The organism is Hydrogenophilus thermoluteolus (genome assembly GCF_003574215.1).
Lineage (GTDB): Bacteria > Pseudomonadota > Gammaproteobacteria > Burkholderiales > Rhodocyclaceae > Hydrogenophilus > Hydrogenophilus thermoluteolus.
In genome coordinates this window covers 139,390-161,756 of the sequence record NZ_AP018558.1, presented here as the reverse complement: position 1 = coordinate 161,756, position 22,367 = coordinate 139,390, and the positions used below count along the sequence as shown (strand labels likewise).

Sequence of the window (22,367 nt, the reverse complement as noted above, 5' to 3'; positions counted from 1 at the left end):
ACCATGTCGCTCTTGATCGTCGAAAACCTGCGCAAGCGTTTCGGCGCACGCGCCGTCGTCGATGGGGTCTCTTTGACCGTCGCGCCCGGCGAGATCGTCGGCTTGCTGGGACCGAACGGCGCGGGCAAAACCACCTGCTTCTACCTCATCGTCGGGCTCATTCGCGCTGACGAAGGGCGCATCCAGCTCTCGGAGCACGACATCACCCACCTGCCCATCCACCGCCGCGCCCGCTACGGGCTCGCTTACCTACCACAAGAGGCGAGCATCTTCCGTCAACTCTCCGTTCGGGAGAACATCCGTGCGGTACTGGAATTGCACGGCGTTCCCGCGCCGCAGCGCGCCCAGCGGGAAATGGCGCTCCTCGAAGAGCTGGGGATCGCCCACCTGGCCGATCAACCCAGTGTGGCCCTCTCCGGTGGCGAACGGCGACGGCTCGAAATCGCGCGCGCGCTCGCGACCGACCCGCGGCTCATCCTCCTCGACGAACCTTTCGCCGGAGTCGACCCGATCGCGGTCCTCGAAATCCAACGGATCATCCGCTTCCTGCAAAGCCGAGGTGTGTCGGTGCTCATCACCGACCACAACGTGCGCGAAACGCTCGGGATCTGTGACCGCGCGTCGATCCTCGCCGACGGCCAAGTGATCGCCTCCGGAACCCCGCACGAGATCGTTGCCCACAGCGAAGTCCGCCGCGTCTATCTCGGCGAACAGTTCCGCCTATGAAAACGCTAGGCACGGGGCTTGCCCTCAAACCACAAACGTCGCTCACCCTCTCGCCGCAACTGCAGCAGTCGCTGCACCTCCTCACCCTACCTGCTGCGGAACTCCGCCAGGCGATCGAAGAAGCGCTCGAACAAAATCCGTTCCTGATCCGCGCCGACGAATGGGAAGAAACCGCGACAACCGGCGCCGAAGTGACCCACGCAGGAGCCACCCCAGCGGCGCCGAACGACACCGAACGCGTCGAAGCAACCGTCCCGCCCGCCGAAGCGAGCGAATCCGTACCCGATGACACCCCATACGACGCCTACTGGGAAGGGGTCACCCCGGGAATCGCCCCGGAAGACGAGCCGTTCGACCCTTACCGAACCGCCGTCGCGCCCGAGGGGCTCACCGAACACCTCACCGCCCAAGCCGAACTCACGCTTCTTCCCGAAACGGTACGGCAACACGTCCTGCTGTTGATCGAGGCGCTCGACGACAACGGCTACCTCTGCGCGCCGCTGGCGGAAATCGCCCAATGGGTCGATCCCCCCGCCGATACCGAAACCCTGGAAGTCGCGCTCAAAGTATTGCAGCGCTTCGACCCCACAGGGGTCGGTGCGCGCTCACTCAGCGAATGTCTCTTACTGCAACTGGCAGAACGCCCGGCGTCACCCGAACGCACCCTCGCCGAGCGCCTCGTGCGCGACGCACTTGAACTCTTGGCCAAACGCGACTACGCCGGGTTACGCAAAACCCTGGGCTGCAGCGAAGCGGAACTCAAAGCGGCGATCGCGCTCGTCGAATCGCTCGACCCCAAACCGGGGCGCCGATTCAGCACCGAAACGGCGCCCACCGTCATACCCGACCTGATCGTCACCCCAGAGGGAGATCGTTTTCGCGTCGACCTCAACCCGGCGGCGTACCCGCGCGTGGTCGTCTCGCCGCTCTATCAAGCGTCGATCGGGCGCAAGAGCCCGGAAGCGTGGCGAACTCGGCTTGCCGAAGCGAAGCAGTTCGTCAAACAGCTCCACCAGCGCGCTTTCACTTTGCTGCGCGTCGGGCAGACGATCGTCGACCACCAGGCCGATTTCTTCCGCTACGGCGAACGCGCCTTGCAGCCGCTCACCCTCAAAACCGTGGCTGAGGCGCTCACGCTGCACGAATCGACCATTTCCCGCGTCGTCGCCGGCAAATACCTGCTCGCTCCGAACGGCCTCTTCGAACTCAAAACCTTTTTCAGCGCAGCGCTCGCCACCGACGACGGCGACGCCACCTCGGCCGCCGCGATCAAAAGCCGGATTCGCGCACTGATTGCCGCCGAAGACCCCCATCGCCCCCTTTCCGATACCGCGATCGCCGATCGACTCGCTGCCGAAGGCATTGTGATTGCCCGCCGAACCGTGGCAAAATACCGCGATTCACTTTCGATTCCGCCAGCGAAATTGCGAAAAAGGCTCTAATACCACTTCAGGAGAACCGTTCCATGAACCTCAACATCACGGGTCGTCACGTCGAAGTCACCGAAGCGCTCGAACAATACGCCCGCGAAAAGCTCGAGCATGTCATCCGCCACTTCGACCACGTCACCAGCTGCCATGTCATCCTGTCGGTCGAAAAGAACGAACAAAAAGCGGAGTGCACGCTACACGTCAAAGGCAAGGACATCCACGCGCACGCGGTCGGCGCCGACCTCTACGCCGCGATCGATGCGATGATCGACAAACTCGACCGGCAAGTACGCAAGCACAAAGAGATCGTTACCAACCACCACAACGGCCCGGCGGCGCCTGATGCCGAATGACGACGACAATGGATCTGCTTGCATCGCTCATCGCTACCGCACAGGTACGGCTCGATGTCGACGCATCGAGCAAAAAGCGGGTGTTGGAAAAGGTTGCCGAAGCGTTCGCGGAACAAGGGTGTGACGCAGGTAAGCTCTTTGCCGCGCTGATCGAACGCGAACGGCTCGGCTCGACCGGGCTCGGAGAAGGCATCGCGATCCCCCACGCCCGGGTTCCGGGGCTAACCGAACCGCGCATCGCGATCCTGCGTTTGGCGCAACCGGTAGACTTCGACGCCGTCGACAACCAGCCGGTCACGATCGTCGTCGCGCTCCTCGTGCCGGAACAAGCCACAGAAACGCACCTGGAAATCCTCTCGGAGCTCGCCGAGCGGCTCAGTCGTCCAGAGGTGCGCGAAGCGATCCTTTCGGCCGAAACCCCAGAAGCGTTGCGCGCCGCGTTTCGCGCGTAAGGAGCGCCGCGATGGCCGTGCGCGAAACCACCGTCGCGGCGCTCGTTGCGGCGTTAGCAGAGCCGCTTGCGCTCGTGCACCGCTGTGGGGACCTCACGCGCACGGTGCGGGTCACCGACACCCACATCTGGCCGGCCGACCTCGTCGGCCACCTGAACCTGATCCACCCCGAACGCCTGCAAGTGGTCGGCTCGGCCGAACTCGCGTGGTCCGCGAAGCAACCCAACGAAAAAATCCGCTACGTCCTCTCCGAAATCACCGCGGCGCGCCCGCCCGCGATCATCGTCGCCGACGGCAGCACCGTTCCCCACGTGCTCGAAGAGCTGTGCTGCCGTTACGACATTGCGCTCCTTACCTCGCCACGCCCTGCCGCCGAAGTGATCGACCGCTTCCGCTTGAAGATCGCGCGCATGCTCGCCGAACGGACGATTCTGCACGGCGTGCTGATGGACGTGCTGGGCGTTGGGGTACTGATCACCGGTGAAGCGGGCACGGGCAAATCGGAACTGGCACTGGAACTGGTCACGCGCGGCCACGGGCTGGTTGCCGACGACGCGGTGGAAGTGGCCCGCATCTCCCCCTACGAACTCGAAGGGCGCTGCCCGGAACTGCTGCAAAACTACCTCGAAGTCCGGGGACTGGGACTCCTCGACATCCGCACCATCTTCGGCGAAACCGCGGTACGGCGCAAGATGCGCCTGCGCCTCATCACCCACCTCAAGCGCCTCAGCCCGGAAACCACCCCGTTGCCGCGGCTGCAAATGGAAGAAGAGAACCAAGAGATCCTCGGCGTTGCGGTTCCGCGCGTCACTTTGCCCGTTGCGCCGGGGCGCAACATGGCCGTACTTCTCGAAGCTGCGGTGCGCAACTTCGTCCTCAAACTGCGCGGGATCGATTCGACCCAAGAGTTCCTTGCTCGCCACGAAAAACTGCTCGAACAAGAGGCACGACGATGTTTGACGCCACCCACTACCTGAAACGGATCCTCACCGCGCGCGTCTATGAAGTCGCGCGCGAAACCCCGCTGCAGTTTGCGCCGACGCTGAGCCGCCGCACCGGCAACCAGGTGTGGATCAAGCGCGAAGACCTGCAACCGGTCTTCAGCTTCAAACTGCGCGGCGCATACAACAAGATCGTTAATCTCTCCGCAGAACAGCTCGACCGTGGCGTGATCTGCGCCAGCGCCGGCAACCACGCGCAAGGTGTCGCGCTTGCCGCCAAAACCATCGGCGAACGGCGCGGCAAACCGGTGCGCGCGGTGATCGTAATGCCCACCACCACCCCGCTCATCAAAGTCGAAGCGGTCCGCGCGCGGGGTGGAGAAGCGGTGCTCGCAGGCGAATCGTACTCCGACGCCTACGCCTACGCGCTGCGGCTTGCCAAAGAAGAACAACTCACGTTCGTGCATCCGTTCGACGACCCTGACGTCATCGCTGGCCAAGGGACCATCGGCATGGAGCTCTTGCGGCAGCACCCGGAGCCGTTACACGCCGTCTTCTGTGGCGTGGGCGGCGGCGGCCTGATCGCTGGCGTTGCCGCCTACCTCAAAGCGCTGCGCCCCGATATTCGCGTGATCGGCGTCGAAGCGGAAGACGCCGACGCGATGACCCGCTCCCTTGCTGCGGGCGAACGGATCGCGATGGAGCAAGTCGGCCTCTTTGCCGACGGCGCCGCGGTCAAACAGGTGGGCGAAGAGACTTTCCGCCTCTGCCGCCAGTATGTCGATGAGATGGTGGTCGTCTCCAACGACGAAATTTGCGCCGCGATCAAAGACGTGTTCGAAGAGACGCGCGCGATCCTCGAACCGGCTGGCGCACTCGCGGTGGCGGGGCTCAAAACCTGGGCACGCACCCACCAGGTCACCGGTCAAACCCTGGTTGCGGTCGCTTCGGGCGCGAACATGAACTTCGATCGCCTGCGCTTCGTTGCCGAACGCGCCGAACTGGGTGAGCAGCGCGAAGCGGTGTTGGCGGTGACCATCCCGGAACGGCCGGGCTCGTTCAAAGCGTTCATCCAACTCCTGGGCCACCGCAACATCACCGAATTCAACTACCGCTTCGCCGACCCGAACGAAGCGCACATCTTCGTCGGCGTCACCATCCACAACCGCGACGAAGTGGCCAGCCTGATCCAGCAGCTCGAAGCCGCTGGATTGCGCGCGCTCGACCTCACCGACAACGAACTGGCGAAGACCCACGTCCGCTATATGGTGGGCGGCCGCGCTCCCCACATCCGCAACGAGCGCCTCTACCGCTTCGTCTTCCCGGAGCGTCCCGGCGCGCTGATGAAATTCCTCTCGGAGCTTCGCGCCGACTGGAACATCAGCCTCTTCCACTACCGCAACCATGGCTCCGACTACGGCCGTGTGCTCGCCGGGATGCAGGTCCCACCCGAAGAAGAGGTGGAATTCCGCGCGTTCCTCGACCGCCTGGGGTACGAATGGGTAGAAGAGACCCACAATCCAGCGTACGCGCTCTTTTTGGCGGCGGGCTAGCGTGACACACGGAGCCACCCGCGCACTAAAGGGTAGGCCGCTAGCGTCGAACCCCTTCGCTGCGGTCCAACACCACCCCGGCGTCGCTCACCACCACATCCATCGCCACGTCGTGCGCTTCGGGATGCAGGTCGGGAAGGGCCGCAAACGCAAACCCCACCCCCACCGCAATGCCCTGCCACCCCTCGGCACGCCACGCCGCTAATGTCCGATCGTAAAACCCACCGCCATAACCCAACCGGTAACCTCGACGATCGAACGCAACGAGCGGCACGATCAGTACCTCAGGGCAAACCGTCTCGGCACACTCCGGCGTTGGAATGCCGTAGCAATCGTCGATCATCGGTGCCCCATCCTGCCACGGACGGAAAACGAGAGGAGCATGAGGAGCGACTGCGGCGGGAAGCGCGCGCCAACGCCACGCGGCGAAAACTGGCCGCACGTCGGGCTCCCCCTTCATCGGCCAGTAGAGCCCGACCCAGCGCGGCGTGCGCCGCGCGCCCCACTGGGTCCACCACTGCGCCAAATGGGCACACAACGCCGCGTTCTTCGCCTGCCAATCCTCACGGGACAATTCGCGCCGTAGCCGCAGGAAATGGCGGCGAATCGTCGCGCGATCCGCGCCATCGGGTACAATCGTTCGTGTTTCGTCGTTCACGGTCCCTGCACCTCGTTGCCCTAATGAGTGCCACACGCCACGCGTTCCGCTCCGTCGCTTCGTTTGCTCTGGTCGTGCTGATCGTTTGGCTGATCGGCACCCCCACGATGCTTGCTGCGGCTGCGCGTCCTCATGACCGGCCCACCCCACCCACCGACGCAGTGGCACAAGCCCGCGCCGCGTTCGCCCGAGGCGACCTCGCCACCCTGTTGGCACTCGAACCCAAAACCCGCACAAGCCCCCTTGCCGCGACGGTCACCAGCTGGCGTCTGACACTGCAGATTCTACGCGACGACGCAACGCTCGACCCCCAAACCGTCACGCGCTTCCTGACCGATCACGCCGGCACCGACGCAGCGGTGCGTGTCCGGCGGGCGCTCGCGCAAAACGCCATCGCGCAGGAAGCCTGGACCGAAGCCCGCCGCCATCTCGAAGCGCTGGAACGGCACGACCCCACCACCCACTGCTGGCTCCTTCAAGCACGGCTACACACCGAACCCACCGCAACCGCCACGCTGCGCGAAGCGGTGCTTACTCGCCTTGCCGAAACGGTATCACCCAACGACGAGTGCCGCGCTGCGTTTCGCGACGCCGTGGCCAACGGTCTCGTCAACGACGCCACGCTGATCGAACGTTACCTCGTCACCCTTTTCCTGAAAGGCGAAAACGCTGCCGCGCCGTGGCGCGCACTCTTTCCTCCGGCTGCGGACACGCCTGCGGTGCGCGCAGCCGCGCGTCTGATCGCGCAAACGCGCGACGACCCGATCACCGTGTGGCAGCAAGCAGCCCAACTGCCACCACCCCTTGCGGCAACCGTTCGCCGCGCTGCGTTCGTGGTCGCCGCCAGCCTAGGCACCCCCCAAGCCCGCACCTGGTCCAAGCAGCTCACCGCCAGCCCGATCTGGGTGGAACCGCTCGAATGGCAGATCCGCCTCGCGTTGCAAGCCGAAGATTGGCTCACCACCTGGCACCTGCTCGAACAGCTCCCGCCCAGCGAAAGGGACGCACGGCAATGGCGTTTCTGGCGCGCCTGGACGCTCAAAGCGCTGGGTAAAAAAGACGAAGCCAGAACCCTGTTTCGGGAGTTGGCGCAAGACGACGATTTTTGGGGATTGCTCGCTGGCGAACTGATCGGGCAACCGCTTGCGATCACCGACGGCCCACCCATTTCTGCTCAGCAACGTGCGCAGATTGCGCGCGACCCCCACCTTGCCGCGATTCGCGCGCTTGCGGCCCGTAGCTGGGAGGTCGAAGCGCAGCGAGAAGTCGACCTGCTCGCGCAACGCTGGCAATCCGCAAGTGCCGCGTGGCAAAGGCGCGTCGCCGCGTCGCTTCTTGCGGAAGACGGCCGTTTCGATTTGGCGATCCGGCTGCTTGAACGCAGTCAGGAGCGCAACGCCTGGGCGCTGCGTTACCCCACCCCATGGCGCACCCAGGTGCTCGCCACCGCCCACCAGGAAGGGGTTGACCCTGCGTGGGCCTACGGCGTGATGCGGCAAGAGAGCCGTTTCCGCGCCGACGCCCGTTCGACGAGCGGCGCGCTGGGGCTGATGCAAGTGATGCCCAGTACCGGACGCTGGGTCGCGCAACAACGCAACGAACGCCGCTTTCACCCGCAACAACTCCTGGAACCGGAAACCAACCTCCGTTTCGGGATCACTTACCTGCGCATCGTGACCGAACAACTCGACGGCCACCCCGTGCTCGCCACCGGCGCCTACAACGCGGGGCCAGGTCGAATCGGCCGCTTGCGGCAGCGCCTCGACTTGACCTCGGACGCCGCACTCCTGGATGCGTTACGCTACATCGAACTCTTGCCCTTGGCGGAAACGCGCGACTACATTCGTAAAGTGCTTGCCAATACCGTCGTCTATAGTCACCGCTTGGGCAACCCCAAAACCCTGAGTGGACTGCTCGTCCCCTACGGCGACGCGCAACGGCAGCTCGCCGCGCTCAGCGAACGGCTACAGTAAGGGTAAGAAACGACACATCCTGGGAGAAGACAATGAACCACAAACCCACTGCAGTCCTCTTTGGCGGCACCGGCTTCATCGGCCGCCACCTGGCAAACCGCCTTACCGCCCGCGGCTGGCGGCTCATCATCCCCACCCGGCGCTGGCAAAACGCGCGCAACCTCTTGCTGCTTCCCACCGCCGAAGTGGTCGAACTCAAAGAACGTACCTTGCCAGCGCTCACCGCATTGGTGCGTGGTGCGGATCTTGTCGTCAACCTCGTCGGCATCCTCCACTCCCGCCCTGGCGCCCCGTTTGGCCCCGATTTTGCCCAAGCGCACGTCGAATGGCCCAAACGGCTCGCCACCGCGTGCCGCGACGCTGGCGTTTCGCGCTTCATCCACATCAGCGCCAATGGTGCGTCGCCCACTGCGCCATCCGAATATCTGCGCAGCAAAGCCGCAGGCGAAGCTGCGATCCGCACCGTGCTCGACGCCGCAGGCAGCGAGAACCCCACCCAATGGACGATCCTGCGCCCGAGCGTCGTCTTCGGCCCCGGCGACTCCTTCCTCAACCTCTTTGCCCGTCTCGCCCGCTGGGCACCGGTACTCCCCATCGGCAAAGCCGACGCGAAACTCCAACCCGTCTATGTCGGCGACGTCGCCTCGGTAATGTTGACCGCGCTGGAAACGCCGGAAAGCATCGGACAGAGCTACCCGTTGGGTGGCCCGCGCGTCTATACCCTCAAAGCGCTCGTCGACTATGCCGCGCGCCTCTCCGGCCATCCGCGTCCCGTGATCGCGTTGCCGGATCGCCTCGCCTTCCTGCAAGCGCGCCTCATGGCCCTTCTTCCCAATCCACCGCTCACCCCGGACAACCTGCGGTCGCTCGAAGTGCCCAACGTCGTCGACGGCTCGCCGCTTCCCTTTGGGCTCACCCCGACGGCACTCGAAGCCATTGCGCCCGAATACCTCGCGCACGACACCTATCGCGCGCATTACGCCGAGTGGCGGCGTCGCCATACAGGCTAAATGGTGCCACCGCTTCCCGAACCGTCCGGCAGCGTGCGCAACGACGCGGAAGCAAATGCTGCTCCGGCCGCGCTACCGCCCCCTTCCCCTTCGCGTGAAACGCTGCGCGCCCGCTTGCAGCTCGCACCCCCCGACCCCTTGGTCGCGGGGCTCGATGTCTATCTCGTCGGTGGCGCGGTGCGCGACGCACTCCTCGGGCTGCCTGTCCATGACCGTGATTGGGTCGTGGTCGGCGCCACCCCGGAAGCCCTCGCTGCCCGCGGTTTCCGACCGGTGGGAAAAGACTTTCCCGTCTTTCTTCACCCGAAAACGGGCGAAGAGTATGCTCTGGCGCGCACCGAGCGCAAAAGTGGCCGTGGCTACAAAGGGTTTACCTGCTACGCCGCGCCCGACGTCACGCTCGAAGCCGACTTGGCACGCCGCGACCTCACGATCAACGCGATCGCGGTAGCGCCCGATGGCACGCTCATCGACCCCTACGGGGGTGTAGCGGACCTGGAACGCCAGATCCTGCGTCACGTGAGCCCCGCGTTCGTTGAAGACCCGCTGCGGGTGCTGCGCGTCGCCCGGTTCGTGGCCCGCTTCACCACGTTCACCGTCGCACCGGAAACCCGGGAACTGATCGCGGCGATCGCCCAAAGCGGCGAGCTTGCCGCGCTCACCCCCGAACGGGTCTGGCAGGAGTTCGCGCGCGGCCTCATGGAAGCCGCGCCGCAACGCATGATCGCACTCTTGCAAGAGACCGGCGCCCTTAAGGCGCTCATCCCCGAACTCGCCGCGCTTTTTGGTGTGCCGCAGCCCGAACGCTACCACCCGGAAGGGGATGTCGGCACCCACACGCTGCTCGCGCTTGGCAACAGCGCCCGCCAAGGTTTGCCTCTTGCGGTGCGTTGGGCGGTGCTGCTGCACGACCTGGGCAAAGGCGCAACACCCGCCGAAATCCTACCCCACCACTACGGACACGAAGCCCGCGGTGCCTGTTTGGCCGAAACGGTGAGCCGACGCCTGAAAGCCCCCAACGACTGTCGCGCGCTCGCGGTGCTGGTAGCGCGCGAACACGGTCTCATCCACCAAGGAAGGCGTCTGCGGCCGGCAACGCGCCTCAAAGTTTTGGAACGGTGCGACGCATTGCGCCGCCCGGCGCGGTTTGCGCAGCTCCTTGCCGCGTGCGAATGCGACGCCACAGCGCGCCCCCCCTTGGTCGTCGATTACGCGCCCGTTCGCACCCTTTGGGAACAGGCGCTTACTGCGGCGCGCGCCATTCCCACCGCGAAGATCGCCCAAAGCGCGGCCGGTGACCCCCGCCGCATCGCCGAGCGGATTCGTGCCGCCCGAATCGCGGCAATCGCCGCGAACGGAAAAGCCCTGACGCGCCCCGACGGCACCCCGCACGCAAACCGCTCACCCGCCTCCCCAACCCACCCCCAATAAACTCCGAGTCTGCCGATGTCCCGAACCCTGGAACTACGCCACGAACCCCCACACGGCCGTCCCCGGAGCCACCCGCCCCTGCTTTTCGTCCATGGCGCCTACGCGGGCGCCTGGTGTTGGGAACATTTCCTGCCCTGGTTCGCTGCGCACGGGTTCGACGCCTGGGCGCTCTCTCTCTCCGGCCATGGGGAATCGGGCAGCGACAAACCTTTCGATCTCTTGGGTATCCGTGACTACGTCACCGACCTTCTGCAAGCCGCGGAACAGCTCCCCGCGCCACCGATCGTACTCGGCCACTCGATGGGCGGGTTCGTGGCGCAAAAAGCGTTGGAAAAGCGCGCATTCCCAGCGGTCGTACTCCTGGCGAGCGTCCCCCCCTCTGGCCTTGCTGCGTCGTTCTGGCATCTGCTCACCCATACCCCGCAAACGCTCATGGAGATGAACCGCTTTCTCGCCAAAAAAGCGGGCCACTACCGGGCGCTTGCGCAAGCGCTCTTTCACCACCTGCCGGAAGAGCAAGCGCTACGCCGCTATCTTGCGCTGTCGCAACCCGAATCGCTGCGCGCGCTCTGGGACATGACCGCGTTTGCGCTTCCCCGCCACCACCGCCAACACCCGACCACCTGGATAGTTTTCGGCGCCGAGCACGACCAGATCATCCCGCTGCCGCTTGCCGAAGCCACGGCACGCCACTACCGCGTGCCACTCTATACGCTACCCGACGCCGGGCATGCATTCATGCTCGAACCCCACTGGGAGGAAGCGGCAGCGCAAATCGCGCATGCGCTGGCGGCGCTCACCTGAATAGAAAAATCGGAAACGCGAACGCTACGCCTCGTCGTCTGCTGCGGTTTCGACCACCCGCAGCCACACCAGCACCAACCCATAGTCCCCGAACCGGTCTTGCAGATACCCCACCCACACCTGACGCCCCGGGTCGGTCAATTCTTCGGACCGGTAGCGAATCGTCGTCGTGTTGAACTGATTGGTCCGGGCGGTCAGTTCATGCACACGCGCCAACTCCGGCTCCCGCATGCGGTGCACCCGCATCTCCAGCTGCAACGCTTCCAGCACCGCTGTGTCGCTCCCCTGGTCACCGTAGGCGCGCACCGCCTGTTGCCGCAGCGCCTGCACCCGATACATCGCGGTGCGCTGCCGCGCCTCTGCCGTTTGCGAATACCACGGCAACGCAGGAAGGATAGCTAACGTGCGCCACGTTTCCGGGTCGCACGCGTCCCAGACCCGCACCTGGGGAAGGTGGCTGGCGACCAACCCCCGTTCGGTCGGATTGTCGTCGAGAAATACGAACGCATCGAGGCCAAGGTTGAGCTGCGCCGCGATCTCGGCCAGTGTGGTGGGTTTCAGTTCCCAACCGATCGCCAACACGGCGAAATCCTCCGGCTGCAACACCATCTCGTTCCACCGGATCGCCTTAGGATCGTTCTTGCTCACCGCAACGAGCAGAATCCCCCCTTCCTGTAACCGTTTGAGCAGCGCTTGCCGGTCGCGGTAGTGGCGCACCGGCCCTTCGGCCATCACCCCGTCCCACAAGGTGTTGTCGAAGTCGACCGCGATCACCTTCACCCCCCGCAACCGATCATAAGCACGGACCACCTCCAGGTAGGTTCCCGCCAGACCAAAACCGAAGCGCCGCCGATGAAAGAGCGCCTCGGCAAAGGGGCGCCCCGTCACGATCGGGCGGTTCGCCACACGATAACCCAACTGCTGGGCCACCGCGATCTCGTCTACGAACCAAACGTGGGGCAACTGCGCGGCGATCTCGCGCAACCCTTCGCTCAGCGCCGCCGCCAGATCCCGCAACCGTTTCGGCATCGCCCACCGATCGCTTGGCAGCCACGCGAAGCGGCGCGGCAACGGCAGCCCGCTCACCCCGTGCAACAATAGCGTCCGGTCGTCGCGTTCGCGCAACTGCAGCAGGAATCGGCGTGCCTGATCGAGCGCTTGGGTAAGCAGTGCCCGCTCCCCCGCACGCAACAGGCGGTAGATCGGCAACCCATCATAGGTGACTTGCGGAGCAGCCGCCCGTTGTGCCAGTGCGGTCAGCGGTCGATAGTACTGCCGGTCGAGCGCCTCGGAAGGAAACGATCGCCATTCGTCGGTTACCGCGACACGTGCTTGCGCGGTGCGCCATGCTGCGGCCAATGCGTCATTCATTCCGCCCCTCCCCAGCACCATTTGGTTACCGTTCGCCCAGTTGGCGAACGACCCGAGCCGGATTCCCTGCGACCAACGTGCACGGGGGCACGTCGCGGGTCACCACGCTGCCCGCGCCAACCACCGCGCCGTCGCCGATCGTCACCCCTTTGAGGATGATCGCGCGACAGCCGATCCAGACATCCTTGCCGATCACCACCGGCGCGGTACGCTCCACACCACCGTCCGGATCGTGGTAGTCGCGATCCATGATCACGCAATCCCAACTGATCAGCGTACCCGCACCGATCGTCACCCGTTCGCCACAATGGATCTGCGTCCGGTCACCAATCGACACCCGATCACCGATCACCAACGCCGCTTCACCCGTTCGCGCCACCGCGCTCGCGTCGAGCTTCACCTCGGGCCAGAGCCAGACACGCTCGCCCACCGTAATCGTGCCGCGATCGCGTACCACCGTGACCCGCCCCACCTGACAGACCCACGCCGGGCGGGAAAAGTGGCGCAAACTCGTGAGCCAGCCGCGCAGATAGGCAAGCGCCTTGCGCCACCGCGGCATTACTCGACGCCTCCGCGCAACCGTCCGCGACCCGCGTCACGCACCGGCTGCGTACCTACCCCATCCGCCGCATCGAGCCACTGCCACGACCGGACGTAGTCGATCGTCATCGCGCACGGCAACTCCTGCGTTGTCGGTACCCCGAACCAGCGCGGATGGATCTCGCCGGTAAACGTGAGCGCCATCGGCCAGTGGAAATGGACGTTCGGTTCGCGCCGGATCTCACGACCATTCACCCACCAGACGAGCTCGGTGGGCGACCACAAAAACCCATAGCGATTGTCCTGTGTCGGGTCGAAGTCGGGTGCCGACCAGACTTGCGGATAGGAGCGTCGGTTGCCATCGTTCTCGAGTGCTGGGTCACCGTCATAGACGTGCAGGTTACTGTGCACGCGGTGTGCTTCGCCCGGCGTGCCCGGCGCCATCTCGAAGACGTCGATCTCGCGCGTCCCATCAGGCTGCCAGGCGTAGAACCAAAACGCTTGATTGACGCGGCACGGGGCAAGCCGCGCAACCACTTCGAAATAGCCGTAGCGCACCTCCTGGCGTGCCCGTAAGAGCGGTGTCGCGAACCGCCCCTTGTCCCGAGCCGTCGTCTCCAGCCGCACCATGCCGTTAGCCACCGTAACCCGCGCCGGATCGATCACTCCAGGCGGCCGCCCCGTGTAATGGGGCAGAAACGTCAGCCAGAGGGCCGTGTCGACCGTGGCGCCTGAAAACTCGTCCGACAGTTCCGGCAGAAAGCGCCAATTGCCCGGCGGCTGCGCCAGGACTATCGCCCCCCTCCAAACGAGCGCACCAATGGCTATCCCGTGCGCCACCGCACGGAAGAGCAGCCGAACCTTCCGCTTCCCACTCACCGCGACCACTCCTGATAAAGCCACCACGCCAACCGCCGCTCGACCGACCCGATCGTAGCCACGGCAGGAAACGGGATCGTCGGGAAAACCCGCTGCGCCAACCAACCCGCCACCGGCGTGGCAAATCCCGCCTTTGGCCGCGCCACCACCTCGGGGGGAAGCGGCGGTTGCGGTGCTTGCGCGAGCAGCGTTTTTCCCCGCCGCCCGCGAAACGCGCAGACCCACGGCGCAACAGTGGTGAGCAGCGACACCGACGCCAACGGATGCCGAAACTGCACCCCATGCGCCGCACCGATCCAATGGGCATCGCGCATATAGAGGTTTGGCATCGAATGAAACGTGTCGCGCATTTGCATCGCGCGCTCGAGGCAATCCACTTCGGGAAACGCGCCCTCGGTCAACAAAGCGCGTGCCTGCGCAACCGGCATCACGCTATCCAACAGATCGGGCAACTCCTCGGGAAAGAAGACGGCGTAGGGAATGAAGTAGAGATGGTCGCGCGTCGCGAAATAGTTCCCTGCCCACCGCCATTTCGGTCGTCGCCGCAGCGTGCCATACCCCTGCATCAGCGCAACGAGCACCCGTTCGCCAGCAGGTAAACGGCGCACCCACCGCAGCACCCGTTCGGCGCGTCGCCAAAGTACCAGTTTGGTAAAACCCCCGAACAGTTCGTCGCCGCCATCGCCAGTACAGACCACCCGCTCGCCAGCTTGCGCCGCTTTCTGGCACGAAAGCCAAAAATTGATCCCGTCAAGCGTCGGCTGATCCATCGCGTCGAGAAAATCGGGTAACGTCGCCCAGAACTCAGGCTCCGCAACCTGATCGACCCGATGCGTCAGCCCGTAATGGCGCGCGATCCGCTCCGCCCAAGGGCGCTCATCGTTGCCCTGCCCCGCCATTTCGGCAAACGCCAGAGTATAGGCCGTCCCCGCGCGTCCCAACTGCGCGAGCACCCCTGCAACCGCCCCCGAATCGATCCCGCCGGAGAGAAAGAGCGCGGTACGCTGCCGGTCGGCCGTCGCAACGGCTACTGCGTCGCGCACTGCGCGGCTAATCGCCACTTGCGCGGCCGCTTCGTCGTACTCGGGCGCAGAGGGTACTGCCCAGAGCGTGCGCAGATCACGGAAGACCCGCCACTGAGGACCACTGACGCACGGTAACGTCACGACCCCGACGCTTCCCTGAGGCGCCGCTTCGACCCCAGAAAAGACGGTCCGCCGCCCATCGACATTCCCCCAGAGGAAGAACGACGCCCACCCCAAAGCGTCTGGCCCATCCGCTACCCCCATCGCAACCAGCGTCTTCGCCAGATTGGCTACCGCAAACCCGCCCCCGGGCAATCGCCCCCAATAGAGCGGTTCGATCCCGAACGGGTCGCGCACCAGAAAAAGGCGCTGTGTCGCCTCATGCCAAGCCACGAACGCAAACTGCCCCTGCCACCGCCGCGGACGGGTCATCGGGTCCGAAACGAAATCGGCAAGCAGCCTCGCCGCCAACCCCATCGCCGCCCCGCCGCATTCCGCGACCGATGTGCCATCCGGTGCGCCCGCCACACTGCCAGCGGCGGCCGCATCTTGCGCGACTACCGCATGACCGCTCACCACCGCTACCCAACCGTCGCGCTCCGCCACGTCCCAATCGCCGTCAGGCGGCGCGCTTTCTCCGAACCAGCGCTGCCACACCCCCAACGCAAAACCGGGTCGCGCCACCGCACGCCAGCGATCACCGGGGAACCGCGTCATGCGGCGGCGCGCTGCTGCGACCGCTTCGGAGATCTTTTCGTTTTCGCCCAATACCGCCGCAAAAAGCGTCACGCTTCCCCCGCATTTCGTTGTCTTTGGACAAGAGGGGACTACCGCCCCGCCACCACCACCTGAAAGAGCTCACCCATCTCGTGCGGCATGATGAGCCGCTGCACCGCGCGCGCCGCTTGCACGTACGCCGCCGAACCGGGTTCTGCCCGTTCCGTGAGCCGCTCCAGGATTCCGTGGCGCAATAAAAAATCCCCCTGCCGCCGCCACTCGTGCACCGTGAGGCCGCTTGCTTCCAACGCCGTGACCACCGCAGTGAAATCGACGAACGCGGTGAGGTCGATCGCGCCCGGCCACGCCAGCACATCCTCCACCACCCGATGGCGATAATACCCCTGCAGTGTCCCGCGGGAACGAAACGGCGCGTAGAGAATCTCGCGCTCGTACCCATAATCGATCAGCGCCCACAGCGAACCCGGCGCCAAGCGCTCGGCGACGGTGCGCACCCATGCTGGGACCGCAGGCGCCACCTCAGAAAGATATTCGCCGTCGGCACTTCGCGGCAATTCGATTCCAGCAAGTGCCGATGCCGCCGCAGGCGTGAGCGGCCGGTCGGCCCACGCAAAGCGCGGTGCGGCCGATGCCGCCGCTTCCGTTCCTGATTCGGCGACCACCACGCCACGTTCGAAGGTCTCCGCGCCGCGTGTGCCCACCACATGCACCGGCAAGACGTCGAGCACCTCGTTCGCGACCACCGCCGCTGCGAACCGCTCCGGCAACCGCTGCCACCAAACCAGCTCGACCCCAAGACGCTCGGCAAGCGGCTGCAGCCGTTCCGCCTGCCGCGCCGCCAAGCCAGCGGAGACCTCGACGATCGCGTAGCGCTGCGGCAACACCCCCAATGCGTGCCACCGGGTGAGTAGATCCTCTGCCAATGCGCCGCTGCCTGCGCCGAATTCCACCGCCAAGCCCGTTTCCGCCACCGCGGACGCCAGCACGTCCGCGAGCACCGCGCCAAAGAGCGGCGAAATCTCCGGCGCGGTGAGAAAGTCCCCGTGCGGTCCGAACGCTTGGTCGTGGCGCGCGTAATAGCCCAGCTCCGGCTCGTAGAGCGCCCACTGCATGAAATCCGCAAATGGCACCCAGCCGCCCGCCGCCGCAATCCGCGCTGCGATCCGCTGCGCCAATGCGGCACTGCGCGCCGCGGTCTCGACAGGCAGCTGCCCCGCCCACTGCCCCATCGCGTCACCTCTTAGCATCATGCGCCGAATCTTAGCGGAATCGCGCGCGATTTGCTATGATGAAACCAGACTTCGGGAAAATGCCCCCATGAAACGTTCTCTGCCTGCCCTGCCCCAATCTCGCCCGCGGGTCACGCAACTCGAGGTCACGCAACTCGTCGTGATCGGCGCTTCAGCCGGCGCGGTCGAGCCCCTGCGTACGCTGGTTGCCGGGTTTCGGCCAGACGGCAAAACCGCGTACGGTATCGCGCAGCACGTCTCACCAGACCACGAAACGCTGCTCCCCCAGCTGCTGCAACCGCGCGCCGCGATCGCGGTGCAACTGGCCTCCCCCCAATCCCCACCGTTGCGTCTGGCGCCCGACCACGTTTACGTCATCCCCGCCACCCACGACGCCGAAATCCTCGGTAACGGACGGCTGCGCCTCACCCCCAGTTACCCGCGCCCCGGGCCACACCCGTCGATTGACCGTCTCCTCTTGAGCGCTGCCCACCACTTCGGCGCGAAATCGCTCGAGATCCTGCTCTCGGGAACGGGCAACGACGGCGTTGCCGGTGCGATTGCGGTCCATCGCGCCGGCGGCATCGTTTGGGTACAAACCCCGGAAAGCGCGCAGTTCGGCGAATTGCCGCGTGCAGTGATCGCAACCAGCGCGTACTCCGCCGCCCACACCCCGGAAGCGATGGCTGCGCTCCTCCCCAAAACGCTCACCCATCTTGCGGCAGCCCAGGGCAACGGCGCAACACCCCCCGCCGCGGCGCAGCAACCAAACGCCCCCGCCCCACCGAACCCCGTTCAAAAGAACGAAGCACCCAACGCCAGCGCCACCCCGCAACCCGAACCCCCGCTCACCCCCGAAGACCAAGCGGCGTTCGACCGCATCCTCGAACGCGTGGCGCCGCTGCTGCGCGTCGACCTCACCGCTTACCTGCCCGAAACCCTGCTGCGCCAAACCCTGCGCGCGATGCAACGCTCGGGCTACCCCGACCTCGCCACCTTCGCCGAGGCGCTCGAACACCAAGAAACGGCCGCAGAGGCGCTCGCCCGCACCCTTTTGATCGGCGTCACCGCGTTTTGGCGCGACCCCGCGGCGTTTGCCGCGCTGCGCATCCCACTCAAAGCCTTACTGGAGACGCTACCCGTCACCACCCCGTTTCGCGTCTGGGTCTGCGGCTGCGCCACGGGCGAAGAGGCCTATTCCCTCGCGTTCCTCATCACTGATTGCCTGACCGAACTGGGGCAACAGCGCCATTTCGTGATTCTGGGCACCGACGTCAGCGAAGGGGCAATTCAACACGCCCGCGCCGCGCGCTACCCCGAAGAGGCGCTCGCCCATTTGCCATCCGGCTGGCGCGAACGTTTCTTCGTCCGGGAAGGGGCACTGTGGCGTGTCCAGCAAGGGATTCGCACCCAATGCGTCTTCTCCCGTCACGACGCGTTGCGAGAACTGCCGTTTTTGCACATTCACCTCATCAGTTGCCGCAACCTGCTGATCTACCTCAAACCCGAAGCCCGCGAGCGGCTCCTGAAAGCGTTTCACTACGCGCTCGTTCCCGGCGGCCTGCTCTTCCTTGGCCGCTCGGAAGCCCTGCCGCCCGAGGTCGGCGAACACTTCGAAGCGGTGAGCGGCCCGCAACGGATCTTTCGCCGCGATGAAATCCCGACGCCCAAAACCTGGTTGAGTGCCACGCTTCCCGCGCGGCTCTTCCTGCCGCAACCCGCCAAAGCGCTGCGCCCCAAACTGCGCCCAGAAGAGCAGCTCGAAGCGGCAATCCAGCACCGTCTCCACGAAACCCTCTTGGCCCGCTACGCCCCCCCTGCGATCCTCACCGACGCACAGGGACGCCCGTTGCACATCCTGGGGGACTGCAGCGCGTTTCTTCACTGGCCGCAGGGCAAAAGCGATTTCACGCTGCCTGCGCTGATCCCAAACGGTTGGCGCACGCCGTTGCGGCTGGTGATGCGCCAACTGCTGCTCCCTACCGACAACGCGCCACAAACCCTTCCGCTCCTCGATGCCGACGGCGCCCCCGCGGTGCAACTCTACGCCACGCGCCTCGACGTAGCAGAAACCCCTTTCCTGCTCTTCGTCTTCGAACCGCTCCAAACCGAAGAGACCGCCTCCTCGGCGAACGCACCGGCAGCCGAAGCGGCTACCGACGCACCAGCCACGCGCCGGGAGAAGGTTTTACAACGCACCGTCGACCGCCTGACTCTCGAACAAGAACAGCGCGAAACGCTCATCGACGCGCTCGAACGGGCGCAAGCCGAACTACAAGCCCTCTACGAAGAGCTGCAGACCACCACCGAAGAGCTGCAATCGGCGAACGAAGAGCTCGAAGCGGGCAACGAAGAGCTGCACGCGAGCAACGAAGAGCTCCGCTCGCTCAACGAAGGGCTCGACCGCAGTCTTGCCGAACAGGCCGCGCTCAACGAACTCTTGGAAGCGATCCTCAACGCGCTCACCGGGCCGCTTCTCGTCCTCGACGAATCGGAGCGGCTCATCCGCTACAACCGCGCCGCGGAGACGCACTTTGCGCTCAGCGAACGCCACATCGGACAACCGTTCCCCTTCGATCGTAACCGCATCCCCTGGCCGCAGAGCGAAACCCGCACCGCGCTCTTTGCCGCGGCGCGCGAAACACCCCAATCGGTCGAACTGAACGACGGCACCCGCTACTGGTTGCTGACCATAACCCATTGGACCACCGATACCGATCGCGCCGGCTACGTCCTCAAACTGCTTGAGACCACCGCGCTCAAGCAAGCGGAAGTCGCCAAACTACAACTCGAAAAGCGACTCGTCACCATCGCCGCGGCACTTCAAGAAGCGCTCTTCATGGCCCCGGCAACGCTCGACGCCTTCACCTACGCGTCGCCACGGCTTGCCGAATGGCTCGGCGTCGCCCCGGAAGCGCTCACCTGGTCGCACTTCCTCGCTGCGATCGACCCCAACGCCCGCCCCACCGTCGACGCCCAATGGCGACGTAACAGCGCCACGTGGCAGCAGCGCTACCGCTTGCGCACCCCCAAAGGCGGTTGGCGCATCGTCGAAGAGCGTGGCGTGCGCATCGCCGCGCGCGCCCACCAGCCCGAACAGATCGCCGCAACGCTCCTCGACGTCACCGAAGCGCAGCGGGTCGCCGAACAGGCGGCGATCGGCCAAGCGCGCCTTGCGGCAGTCTGGGAAAATCCCACCGTCGGCATCGCGCTGCTCGACGCGAACGGCACGATCCTCAGCGCGAACGACCCCTTTGCCGCATGGCTCGGCCAAACCGCCGAAACGCTCGTCGGACGCTCGTTTGCCGCATTCACCCACCCGGAATCGGCGCTCACCGACGCGCAGCAGTGGGCGGCCCTCACCCAAGGGCGCGCCGCGCCGTGCGAAAAACGGATCGTCGCCGCCGATGGCTCCACCCACTGGGTGATGCAGCACCTCAACCGCGAAAACTACCCACCCCCCGTGGGCACGTTCCACGTCGTCATCTGGCAAAACATCGACACCGTCAAAGCGAACGAAAAGCTCATTTACCGCCAAGCCCACTTCGACGCCCTGACGGGCCTTCCCAACCGCGCACTCGCCCGGGACCGCATCGACCGGGCGCTCGCCCGCGCCCGCCGCGAAGGCGAAACGGTCTATCTCCTCTTTCTCGACCTCGACGGCTTCAAAGAAGTGAACGACCTCTACGGCCACGACGCCGGCGACGCCCTCTTGGTGGAGACGGCCGCGCGCCTCAAAACGTGCGTCCGGGAAAGCGACACCGTCGCACGGCTGGGCGGGGACGAATTCCTCATCCTCGTCGAAGGCAGCGCCACCGCATCGACCGCACAGCGCATCGCCGAAAGCGCCCGCGACGTGCTGCGCCAACCTTTCGTGGTCCAGGACCACCGTGCCCAAGTCACCGTGAGCATCGGCGTCGCCGCGTTTCCCAACGACGCCGAAGACGCCGAAACCCTGATGCGGCTTGCGGACGCAGCGATGTACGCGGCAAAAGAGAGCGGCAAGAACCGGGTACGCTTCTACTCGGAGCGGATCGAATCCAAAGTCCGCTTCGAGGCCGAACAGCGCCGCGCGCTCGAACACGCGCTTGCCAACGGCGAATTCGAACTCTTCCTCCAGCCCGTCGTGCAGCTTCCCGAGCGCACCGTCACCACTGCCGAAGCGCTGCTGCGCTGGCGCCATCCGCACCAAGGTTTGCGCAGCGCGGCGGAATTCATCCCCCTTGCCGAAGCAAGTGGCCTGATCCGACCGATCGGACTCTGGGTGCTCCAAGAAGCCGCGCGCCTCGCGCTGCAACTCGCGGCGCAGCGACCCGGTTTTCGCGTCGCGGTCAACCTCTCCCCTGCCCAATTCGGCGACCCGGCGCTCGCCCGATGGGCGCAAGAGGCCGAAGCGGCGCTGCCCCACCTCACCCTCGAAGTCACCGAATCGCTCGCGATGGACCCGGAGGGCACCGCCGCGGCGTTCCTCAAGCAGCTGCGCGAAAAAGGGGCGCGGCTTGCGATCGACGACTTCGGCACCGGCTACGCCAACCTGAGCCGACTCGAAGCGCTACGCCCCGACGTGATCAAAATCGACAAATGCTTCACCGACCGCATCGGGCAACAGGGTACCGGCGAACAGATCATGCGCGCGATCCTCGAACTCACCCGTGCGGTGGGAGCGCTTGCGGTGGTCGAAGGGCTGGAATCGCACGCGCAACTTGTCTGGTTCGAACCCCTTGCGCCGATCGCGATCCAAGGGTACCATTTCGCCAAACCGATGCCGTGGAACGAATTCCAAACCTTTCTGGAAAAACGGGAGAACTGCTGATGCGCATCCTGCACACCATGATCCGCGTGGGCGACCTCGAACGTTCGATCGCGTTCTACACCCAGGCGTTGGGGATGAAACTGTTGCGGCAAAACGACTACCCCGAAGGGAAATTCACCCTGGCGTTCGTCGGCTACGGGCCGGAGTCGGAGCAGGCGGTGATCGAACTCACCTACAACTACGGGGTCGACCACTACGATCTGGGTACCGGCTTTGGCCACATCGCGATCGCAGTCGACGACATCCACGCCGCGTGTGACCGCGTCCGCGCCTTCGGCGGCAAAGTCACCCGCGAACCCGGCCCGATGAAACACGGCACCACGGTGATCGCATTCGTCGAAGACCCGGACGGCTACAAGATCGAATTCATCGAAAAAAAGAATCGATAACCCCATTGAATGGGTGACCACGCCGAAAAACACCACTTGCGAGCGACGTGAA

General features: G+C 65.3%; 18 protein-coding genes. 12 read left to right on the top strand and 6 right to left on the bottom strand.

The features are described from left to right. Positions 1-3 precede the first annotated feature (3 nt). The 6 genes from lptB to ilvA are packed head-to-tail and all read left to right on the top strand — an operon-like array spanning position 4 to position 5,455. Positions 4-726, top strand: coding sequence for an LPS export ABC transporter ATP-binding protein (gene lptB / locus HPTL_RS00745; RefSeq protein WP_119336007.1), 723 nt, complete (start codon positions 4-6; stop codon positions 724-726). Further along, positions 723-2,168: an RNA polymerase factor sigma-54 gene (gene rpoN, locus HPTL_RS00740; protein WP_119334261.1), complete on the top strand. Its 1,446-nt coding sequence runs from the start codon at positions 723-725 to the stop codon at positions 2,166-2,168. Before lptB ends, rpoN begins: the two co-directional genes overlap by 4 nt. 23 nt (positions 2,169-2,191) lie before the next feature. Further along, the gene (gene hpf, locus HPTL_RS00735; RefSeq protein WP_119334260.1) at positions 2,192-2,509 is read left to right on the top strand and encodes a ribosome hibernation-promoting factor, HPF/YfiA family; all 318 of its coding nucleotides are present in this window, start codon (positions 2,192-2,194) and stop codon (positions 2,507-2,509) included. Then, complete coding sequence (locus HPTL_RS00730) at positions 2,506-2,961, top strand: PTS sugar transporter subunit IIA (RefSeq protein WP_119334259.1); 456 nt, start codon at positions 2,506-2,508, stop codon at positions 2,959-2,961. The genes hpf and HPTL_RS00730 overlap by 4 nt, the downstream gene beginning before the upstream one ends. 17 nt (positions 2,962-2,978) lie before the next feature. Beyond that, positions 2,979-3,938 carry an HPr(Ser) kinase/phosphatase gene (gene hprK, locus HPTL_RS00725; RefSeq protein WP_119336006.1) on the top strand — a complete coding sequence of 320 codons (960 nt, stop codon included), beginning with the start codon at positions 2,979-2,981 and terminating at the stop codon, positions 3,936-3,938. Beyond that, positions 3,914-5,455: a threonine ammonia-lyase, biosynthetic gene (ilvA, locus tag HPTL_RS00720; protein ID WP_119334258.1), complete on the top strand. Its 1,542-nt coding sequence runs from the start codon at positions 3,914-3,916 to the stop codon at positions 5,453-5,455. Before hprK ends, ilvA begins: the two co-directional genes overlap by 25 nt. 40 nt (positions 5,456-5,495) lie before the next feature. Here the strand turns inward: ilvA and HPTL_RS00715 are convergent, their stop codons facing one another. Continuing rightward, complete coding sequence (locus HPTL_RS00715) at positions 5,496-6,113, bottom strand: 5-formyltetrahydrofolate cyclo-ligase (RefSeq protein WP_170141229.1); 618 nt, start codon at positions 6,111-6,113, stop codon at positions 5,496-5,498. Positions 6,114-6,136: 23 nt separating this feature from the next. On the opposite strand from HPTL_RS00715, the gene HPTL_RS00710 reads away from it, so the two are divergent. Genes HPTL_RS00710 through HPTL_RS00695 form a run of 4 tightly spaced genes read left to right on the top strand, consistent with a single transcriptional unit; the run spans position 6,137 to position 11,331 of the window. Next, entirely contained in the window at positions 6,137-8,086 is a 1,950-nt protein-coding gene (locus HPTL_RS00710) for a lytic transglycosylase domain-containing protein (protein ID WP_170141228.1), read from the top strand. A gap of 32 nt (positions 8,087-8,118) precedes the next feature. Further along, positions 8,119-9,096 carry a complex I NDUFA9 subunit family protein gene (locus HPTL_RS00705; protein ID WP_119334255.1) on the top strand — a complete coding sequence of 326 codons (978 nt, stop codon included), beginning with the start codon at positions 8,119-8,121 and terminating at the stop codon, positions 9,094-9,096. After that, a complete protein-coding gene (locus tag HPTL_RS00700) occupies positions 9,097-10,527 on the top strand; it encodes a multifunctional CCA addition/repair protein (RefSeq protein WP_119334254.1) in 1,431 nt (476 codons plus the stop codon). A gap of 15 nt (positions 10,528-10,542) precedes the next feature. Further along, a complete protein-coding gene (locus HPTL_RS00695; protein ID WP_119334253.1) occupies positions 10,543-11,331 on the top strand; it encodes an alpha/beta hydrolase in 789 nt (262 codons plus the stop codon). Positions 11,332-11,355: 24 nt separating this feature from the next. On the opposite strand, the gene HPTL_RS00690 is transcribed toward HPTL_RS00695, so the two are convergent. From HPTL_RS00690 to HPTL_RS00670, 5 genes are read right to left on the bottom strand one after another with little or no spacing between them, the layout of a single operon-like run. Further along, on the bottom strand, positions 11,356-12,702 hold the full coding sequence (locus tag HPTL_RS00690) for an HAD-IIIC family phosphatase (RefSeq protein ID WP_170141227.1): 1,347 nt from the start codon (positions 12,700-12,702) through the stop codon (positions 11,356-11,358). 25 nt (positions 12,703-12,727) lie between these two features. Further along, a complete protein-coding gene (locus HPTL_RS11605; RefSeq protein ID WP_119334251.1) occupies positions 12,728-13,261 on the bottom strand; it encodes an acyltransferase in 534 nt (177 codons plus the stop codon). After that, positions 13,261-14,121, bottom strand: coding sequence for a family 16 glycosylhydrolase (locus HPTL_RS00680; protein ID WP_119334250.1), 861 nt, complete (start codon positions 14,119-14,121; stop codon positions 13,261-13,263). The genes HPTL_RS11605 and HPTL_RS00680 overlap by 1 nt, the downstream gene beginning before the upstream one ends. After that, a complete protein-coding gene (locus HPTL_RS00675; RefSeq protein ID WP_119334249.1) occupies positions 14,118-15,935 on the bottom strand; it encodes an asparagine synthase-related protein in 1,818 nt (605 codons plus the stop codon). Before HPTL_RS00675 ends, HPTL_RS00680 begins: the two co-directional genes overlap by 4 nt. Before the next feature lie 38 nt (positions 15,936-15,973). Beyond that, positions 15,974-17,134, bottom strand: coding sequence for a class I SAM-dependent methyltransferase (locus tag HPTL_RS00670; protein ID WP_197713719.1), 1,161 nt, complete (start codon positions 17,132-17,134; stop codon positions 15,974-15,976). Positions 17,135-17,201: 67 nt separating this feature from the next. On the opposite strand from HPTL_RS00670, the gene HPTL_RS00665 reads away from it, so the two are divergent. Then, entirely contained in the window at positions 17,202-21,926 is a 4,725-nt protein-coding gene (locus tag HPTL_RS00665) for an EAL domain-containing protein (RefSeq protein WP_170141226.1), read from the top strand. Beyond that, positions 21,926-22,315, top strand: coding sequence for a lactoylglutathione lyase (gene gloA, locus HPTL_RS00660; protein ID WP_119334247.1), 390 nt, complete (start codon positions 21,926-21,928; stop codon positions 22,313-22,315). Before HPTL_RS00665 ends, gloA begins: the two co-directional genes overlap by 1 nt. The last annotated feature ends 52 nt before the right edge of the window (positions 22,316-22,367 follow it).